This window comes from Undibacterium sp. Di24W, assembly GCF_049340325.1.
In the GTDB taxonomy this organism is placed as follows: domain Bacteria; phylum Pseudomonadota; class Gammaproteobacteria; order Burkholderiales; family Burkholderiaceae_D; genus Undibacterium.
Genome location: NZ_JBMPOP010000001.1, coordinates 832,422 through 839,842 on the forward strand (window position 1 = coordinate 832,422; position 7,421 = coordinate 839,842).

General features: G+C 43.0%; 8 protein-coding genes. 1 reads left to right on the plus strand and 7 read right to left on the minus strand.

The features are described 5' to 3' along the window. Positions 1–66 precede the first annotated feature (66 nt). From ACO0KZ_RS03440 to ACO0KZ_RS03470, 7 genes are all read right to left on the minus strand, one after another. On the minus strand, positions 67–1,812 hold the full coding sequence (locus tag ACO0KZ_RS03440) for a replication endonuclease (protein WP_422992729.1): 1,746 nt from the start codon (positions 1,810–1,812) through the stop codon (positions 67–69). Then, positions 1,809–2,072 carry a hypothetical protein gene (locus ACO0KZ_RS03445; RefSeq protein ID WP_422992731.1) on the minus strand — a complete coding sequence of 88 codons (264 nt, stop codon included), beginning with the start codon at positions 2,070–2,072 and terminating at the stop codon, positions 1,809–1,811. The genes ACO0KZ_RS03440 and ACO0KZ_RS03445 overlap by 4 nt, the downstream gene beginning before the upstream one ends. An 11-nt stretch (positions 2,073–2,083) precedes the next feature. Then, positions 2,084–2,215, minus strand: a complete 132-nt coding sequence (locus ACO0KZ_RS03450) for a hypothetical protein (protein ID WP_422992733.1) — start codon at positions 2,213–2,215, stop codon at positions 2,084–2,086. A 3-nt stretch (positions 2,216–2,218) separates the two neighbouring features. After that, positions 2,219–2,887 (minus strand): hypothetical protein, encoded by a 669-nt coding sequence (locus ACO0KZ_RS03455; protein ID WP_422992735.1) that lies wholly within the window; start codon positions 2,885–2,887, stop codon positions 2,219–2,221. Positions 2,888–3,055: 168 nt separating this feature from the next. Then, on the minus strand, positions 3,056–3,655 hold the full coding sequence (locus ACO0KZ_RS03460) for a helix-turn-helix domain-containing protein (RefSeq protein ID WP_422992737.1): 600 nt from the start codon (positions 3,653–3,655) through the stop codon (positions 3,056–3,058). Positions 3,656–3,740: 85 nt separating this feature from the next. Beyond that, entirely contained in the window at positions 3,741–4,133 is a 393-nt protein-coding gene (locus tag ACO0KZ_RS03465) for a type II toxin-antitoxin system VapC family toxin (RefSeq protein WP_422992739.1), read from the minus strand. A gap of 6 nt (positions 4,134–4,139) precedes the next feature. Beyond that, on the minus strand, positions 4,140–4,409 hold the full coding sequence (locus tag ACO0KZ_RS03470; protein WP_315483835.1) for an AbrB/MazE/SpoVT family DNA-binding domain-containing protein: 270 nt from the start codon (positions 4,407–4,409) through the stop codon (positions 4,140–4,142). Positions 4,410–5,184: 775 nt separating this feature from the next. On the opposite strand from ACO0KZ_RS03470, the gene ACO0KZ_RS03475 reads away from it, so the two are divergent. Next, positions 5,185–7,421 (plus strand): WD40 repeat domain-containing protein (locus tag ACO0KZ_RS03475; RefSeq protein ID WP_422992741.1); only part of this gene is annotated, 2,237 nt, incomplete at its 3' end.

The following is a 7,421-nucleotide window of genomic DNA, read 5'->3' on the forward strand; positions in this document are numbered from 1 at the left end:
TTGTTTTTTACTGAGTTTTAGCGCTTGAAATTACTTTTCGGTTTAAGCACTTATGAATCGATCAAATCAACATCGCATTCGATCTAAAATCGTATTTTTTGAAGGTAAGTTTTCTATCCAAAACGGGATCGATTCCAATTCAGAATCAAGACCGCCCGTACAGTTATTTACACGAGTCCAAGTAGAACCAAAACCGGATTTTTTTAGGATAGCTTGCGCTTGTGCTTGACCAGTTGAATCAATAGTTTTCCCGGCCTTAGCAGCGCCCTCAACAGGTGTCCACGTGTAGCGCGTTGACTCATACACCTTTGTAGGCGCATCAGCAGAATAGATACCTACAGGCTTCTCACCTTGAGGCTCACCGTAGCGATTAGGCGTGTCATAGTGGACTTTTGCGAGTTTGATTGCGGCGCACTTCCTTGGCATCGCTGCACCGCCTATAGCGCTCAGAAATGCCGCATAATCAGCACGTTTTTCTTCACCATCGATACTGATCTCTTTATTCGCCGCATGCCATGCAGTTTTAAGATGTTCCGGTGCTTCATTCAATGCTTCTAAAGAGATTCTGCGTAGTTCACGCCAGACTGTGACACTACCAGCACCAAAGTCTTGAAATTGACGTATGCCATGCGTCTTTGCCCATGCCGTGACACGCACACTAGCAGTAAGCGCAAGTTCACCTGTTAAGTCTGTTTCCAGCTTATAACCGTCAATGTTTTTTGAAATGTATTTGGCGACATAACCAGTAGCACTACCTTTTTCCGAATCAATTTCTTTGAAATTGACACGGTTCTTTTGTGCACCCGGCTCATCCGGGCTATCTAAAAGCGCATAGTGACGAATGATGTTTTGCGCACCCAGCATACGCTCAGGCTTAACAAACATAATCAAGTGCCAGTGCGGACAAGCGTCATGATGTGGCTCGGCTACACGCAGTCCGAAGACATCGACACCTTCACGCTGAAACTTCGCACGAATTTGGCTCCACACTTTGCTTAGGTAGTCTTGTGCTTGTCGCGGTGTTTTATTGCGATATCGGGGATTTACTTGCCCGGTCTCGCGTAAGGTTGCATGAAAATATGATGGACATGTGATGGTCACAAATAGGGCTTTATGACCTGATAGGCTGGCATAGTCTTCCATGCCTCTTATTCTGGTCATTAGTTCGGCGCGCCTGATTGCCTTATTGCTTGTGCCAAGTTCTGCCAACTCTTGCAAAGTAAATTGATCGCCGAATTCATTTTGCAGCACAGTTGATTCCATCCACAAACGATTGCGCTCTTCTTGCCATACACAACGGCGAACAGCATCACGGCTCGCGTATGGCTCACATTTCGCTTGAACAAAACGAAGTTTAATATTGCCTACTTCGATAACCCTTGCGTGGTTTTTTCTCAATTGCTTACGCCACCAGTAAGGACACGAGATGCGCTTCTTTTTTGCTTCTAACGTGTCACCTTTTGGCATGCTGACATTCGCATAATTACAAGTATTCGCAATGATCTCTTCCACTGCCCAATCGCTTTTTTCACCTATGAGAACCAAAGAAACGTTACTTGCGCGCCTACGTGCGGTATCCACAATTTCTGCATCACTAGCGGTCAGATCAAGCCCTCGCATAGCATGCACTTTGCGGAATTCATTAATGATTCGATCAGCAATCGAATCTACGATTTTCCGTGAAAGAAAATGCTTACATTCCGTAATTACACGCTTTACGAGTTCTGTTTTCCATCGTGGCAGCAACCCGGCTAAGCCCGGGTGCGCCTCAATGTGATCATTCCGCAAGCGAATTGCCAATTCGTATTTCATCGTCTGACTTCCATTATTTTCAAAGCAAATTTACTTCCAAGCTTGTCATTGATAGTGGCAACGTCATTCTGAGAAAATATTCTTGCGTTTTCACGTGACTCAGTTAAATTAAAACCGTTTTCACTAATGCCGCAGACATAAAAACCATCCAAATTTCTTATTCCCAGAATAAATTTTTTCTGAGACCCGGAACAATTTTTTTGCGAATCTAAAATGCGCAACTGCCTTTGCGGATTTGATGAGCAAATAGTGTTAGCCATAATTTTATGATTCAACTCGAAGTAGATTGTTTCGACTTGCGGCTAGCTGCAAGTGCAAGTGCAACTAAAGCACCAATAACCAAGTAAGCTTTTGTGCTTCCAGAGCCGTTCAACATAGAAAATGGAGCGAGAAATTTTTCCATGATTTACTCCTGTTCAATGGCTGGCAAATCTTCGACTTGAGATTTGATTGTGGGAATCACTTTTTTTGATAATGGTGATTTGACGAACTGGTCATGAACCAAATGAAGATGTGTTTCAATCTCTGATTCTGGATCAAACCCATCAAATAGATTGCGACCTTGCAAGTATCGAAACAATAGGTAATTCTCAGCCATCGCACCGAAAAGCTCTCGATTTTCGCTCACTGTTTCCTCAGAATGTCCTCCGAAGAATCCCGTTGATGTGCTCGTCTTCAGCAAGTCAAATATACGTGCATCATTAGAATCCATGCGATCTAGGAGTTCGCCAATTTCGGTATCTGACAACGAATCGCTTAGAACAAAACCCATGCGGGCAGGAAGCAATGCGGCACGTGGCACCGCTTGCACGATGGCAGAGCTATTCTTTACGGGCTCTTGGATTGGTGCCGACGCTGGAGATGCATCTGTAAGATCAATGCCCTTCTCCTGATAAAAGTCACGAAGGCTTTGAAGGAATGGCATGTCAGGAACGAAACGGCCTGTCTCAAACTGCTTAAGTTTGTATCCGGGAACACCGGATTGATCGATAACCTCTGCCTGAGTCAAACCAAGTTGAAAACGCGACGCACGAGATTGTGCTGCGGTAAGTGGAAGTACGGACGGAATTTTCATAAACTACCTCTATGAGTTAAATTTTGAATTTCAAATGCATCGTAAAAATGCATTTATTCAAAAGAATAAACCATAGATTTTATATTTGCAATGCATTTGCATTAAAAAAATGCATTTACAGTGAAAAAAGAGCTGGACACCCAGCTCAGTTCTCTTACAAGGTCGCTACTACGTGGCTCCCTTATCCTGAATTTCCTTCTCTAGCTGCTTAGCGGCCAAAATAAACCGAGATACCGCATGTTCCCTTCGATCACTATCAAAGCCCTTAATTTTTAACGCAAGCAAGTCTCTCATAATGTCAAATACTGCGATTTTGTGGTTCATATCAAGGAAATCAAACATGTATACCAAGTTTGCAAGATATTCGGTGTAGGTGCTACCAAGCCCAAAAGCCCGACTATCAACATTAAACCGAGAGAATGTATCCTCACCGCCACAAATTAGATAGGAAGGGGAAACGCTAAGTGTTTCAGATAACCATCGAATTTCTTTCGGCCCCGGCTTATTTTTATTCGCTTCGTAAAAAGAAATCACTGCTCTAGAGAGTCCCTTACCTTCGCGATCGACTTGCTTGGTCAGCTCTGACAGCTCACCTTGCGTCAAATTCTTTGCTTCTCGCGCCCGCTGTATTCTCTGTCCTAAATGCAACTCGGGTTCCCAATACTGTGTACGAAAGTCGTTCGCCTCCTCTTCATATTCCTTTGCAATTTTTTCCATCTGTTCTGTCGATGGATAAGTTGTTTGGTCATTTAACTTTCGCTTTGCCATTTTTCGCTCGTTTTATATTTTCAACTAATAGTTGATCTAACCGGAAAGCTAACAATCACAATGCTTCCAGACGGTTGCGGTGTATTTAGGGTATTTGAACAATTGGGTGAGCGCCTAGCTCTGAGGCTTTTCTTTGAAACGCTTTATCAAACGTCTTAAACCCGGTTTCTTTTGCACTCATTGCCAAATGCAAGGCATCGCCAAAATCCATTCCACCATCATACCAATGCAGAGCATAAGCCAAAACATCAAGGTTTTGAGGCTTGAAATTTTCTAACCCACAAAGCAAGCGAATAGACTTTGCGATCTCCGCACGATCACAATCACAAGACTCAAGAACCCAAACCAGCTCTAAAAAAACAGTGATTGGTGCTGTACACGGCTCGCTGCCATGCAAAAGCTTTTCTGCGATATCCGCCTGCGCTGGCGAATCGTTTAATAGGTAACGGGCGAGAATATTGGTGTCGAGTGCAATCATGAATTATCAGCCTTTACTCGCATCGTCCTGAGCCTTCAGGCGCATTTTGATACGCGCCTTAATTGCGTCATCGTCTGGCATGCTTCTACCTTGTTTTGCCAAAACACCTCGTACTTCTCTGGTCGTGGCTTTGGGGAACAAGGTCTTAGGCACTAGGCTAATACCTGCCCCGGTCACACTAATTACAAACTCGGTTCCCGGCGGCAGGTGCATATCATCACGCATCGCTTTAGGAATGACGATTTGCCCTTTACTGGATAATTTTACGGTTTCCATGATCTGCCTTTATTGCGGTAAGTCTCATCATCTTACCGCATGTCATCTTCAGGTACAAATTTCACGGTTTCTGAGGTCAAAAACAGTTCTACAATTTCACTTACCCCCACATGGATAAAGGCTTTCATGCCATCATGAAAAGATGTTTTGTAGAACTAATATGCAATAAGTAATTGTTTTATATAGATAATGGTGAGACTTGAAAATCCTTGTGTCGGTGGTTCGATTCCGCCCCGGGCCACCAAGAAATACGTATTAAAATCAAATGGTTACACGCTTCGGCTGGTAACCATTTTTTTTGCCTTAAATTTCTGAACGAGAGGTTGTAAGCTAGTTGTAACCAATTTTCGAACATCGACCAGAATCTAAAATATCCAGTGCACAGCTTTTGAGCGGCAAGAACAATAACTCCCTCGGCAGTTGCCGCATAAAGGAGAACGGTGACTATTTTTAACTAAATACGTATTTAAATAAGTTTTGGCTTCAAATTGCCTCATATGTTGCTATTCGATTTCTATAAATCCTCCACCTCAAATGAACGACCGAATTAAGCGGCTGGATTGCCCCGGATTTAGTAGGCAGAGAATAATGTAATCACCAAGTTTGAAGTCTGTAATCAGAAAAAGTAGTCTTACTTCGAATTCCTCGCTGAAGTCCACACAACTAAAACAAACTAATTAGAACATTTGGCATTCGAGTTCATACAGCCTTAGAATAATCAGTGGGCTTATCTAAATCATCTCACAATATTGATTACGACCGAGGGTGCCATAAAATGAAATTCAAAATTTCTTTGCGAGAACCGGCGTTTATCCTACCTATTCAGCTCGTTATGAAATTGCGGCTTCTAAAACGTTCGTTTCTCTGCCTGGTATTGATGTTTTTATCAACCGTTGTCAATAGCTCAAGCGCACAGTACCAATTTGCGATTACGCTCAATTTTGAGCAACACCATGGTAAGGTCAAACAAATTGCGGGAAATCCTAACGCATCTTTTTTCATTACCACCTCTGAAGATGGCACAGCCCGAGTCTGGGACACCTCCAACCTTAAACTCAAGAAAATTATTAGAGCCCCGCTTGAAAAAGGGGAAATTCGAGTTTGGGAAAGCGCTGCAATCTCTCCCGACAACCAACTTATAGCACTTGGTTTGTCATCGAAGGGAAGTTCGCATGAAATCTATTTTTTTGATGGAAATAATTTTGAATTGAAAGACCAGCTCCAATTGAAAGGGGCTGCACCGAGAAGCTTAAGATTTTCCCCTGATAGTAAGAAGATCTTTGTCGGATTTGCCGCAAATGAAATTGCAATTCAGAGTTTTGATATTAAAACAAGAAAGATGATTGATAATTTTTCTTGGGGGAAAAGTTCGTACTTTGATGTGGAAACTTTCGAAATCTCTCCAGATGGAAATTACCTCGCGCTTCCAAGTCCGACTCGCATTTACCTATTAAAAAGAAACTCGAAGACATGGGCTGCACTAACTTCAATTTATGAAAATTTTCACTCCAGCGCAAACATGATTTCATTTCCTGTTTTCGCATTTTCTCCGAACGGTGATTTAGCTGCCACGTTTCGAGAAGGTATGGGCGTCATACAAATTTTCCGAAAATCGAGTGACTATAAGAAAAGAAGTCTTATGTTTGACGCATGCGAGGATGTGGTTTCTTCCACTGAGAAGAAGGTGGAGGTTTGCTACTTGAAAAATCTAAGAAGTTATGGTCAAGCTAGTGCAGTTACAACAATGAAATGGGATGCTGACGGCGAGAAGCTTTTTCTTGGTTATGGTTTTTCAACTTACGTTAGGCGGCTTGATTTAGGAAATTTACTGAGAGCTGAAACTACCAAGTCGTCTGAGAATCCCCCCCCATCTTTCGACATCAAGATCAACGGAAATGCCACCAATCTCATCACGTTCAACAACAAAACGGTCATCGCCACAACCAGTCCTAAGTGGCCTCCAAATTTTACTTTGAAACAGACGGGGGGGCCGAGTAACGGCCTCGTTAAACTCGATGAAAACAAAATTATTTTGGAGGCTAGTCCTATCGATTTAACAGACTCTCTTTACTCAGGAAGTTTCCCTAGCAAGAATGAGGACGGTAAATATAGCTGTTCTTCTAAAGGTCAGATCGTTCTAGATCCAACGCACAGTCAACTTATTTTTCCACCAAAGACCTGTACGTGGTCCTCCTTGAATTTTCTGATTGGCTCTGCAGAACTCAAAGTAGGTGGGCGAATAAAAACGGAAGACGAGCCAAGATCAGTCGGTGACTATGTATTCGATTCAAAAGGAGAAAAACGAAATTTATCTACTACTTTCGAAAAGGGTAATTCTAGCTCAACCGCTGATCCATTTGCGAAGATATACGCTGCGACCAAGTTTGATTCAAAAATCGAAGAGGAGCAACTTAAAGCGTATCCAACCCCTGACCACAAACACCTGATAGTTGTCTCTCCGCAGAGGATTCAACTTATAAGTAATGCAGGGATCCGACAATGGGAGTTTTTGGTGCGTGCTGGCGTGAAATGGGTGAATTTTTCGGCAGACGGTAGCTTGGTTGTATTCGCCATGAGCGATGGTACGAATCGTATACATAAGATGGCAAGTGGCATTAACTTGATGAATATGGTTATCGACCAGCATGCGAATCGCTGGGTAGTCTGGACGCCAAGTGGATATTACACAGCGAGCCCTGGAGCGGAGGACTGGTTCGGGTTTCTGGTGCAAAAAGAAAATCAGAAGTTCCCTGATCTCGTTCCCGCTTCTCGATTTCGCGATACGCTCTACCGCCCAGATATAATTGAAAAAATTCTTCCGACCCAAGATGAAGCTCAATCGATTGCCAGCGCAAATGAAAAACAAGGGATAAGGCCGAATACGAAAACGACAAACTTCACCCCTATTAGTCAGCTTCCACCCGTGCTTGATTTACTAAGCAATATAGAAACAGAAGCAAACACACCCACGACAAAATTACGTGTGAGGGTTAGGACTTCAGAAAATTCACC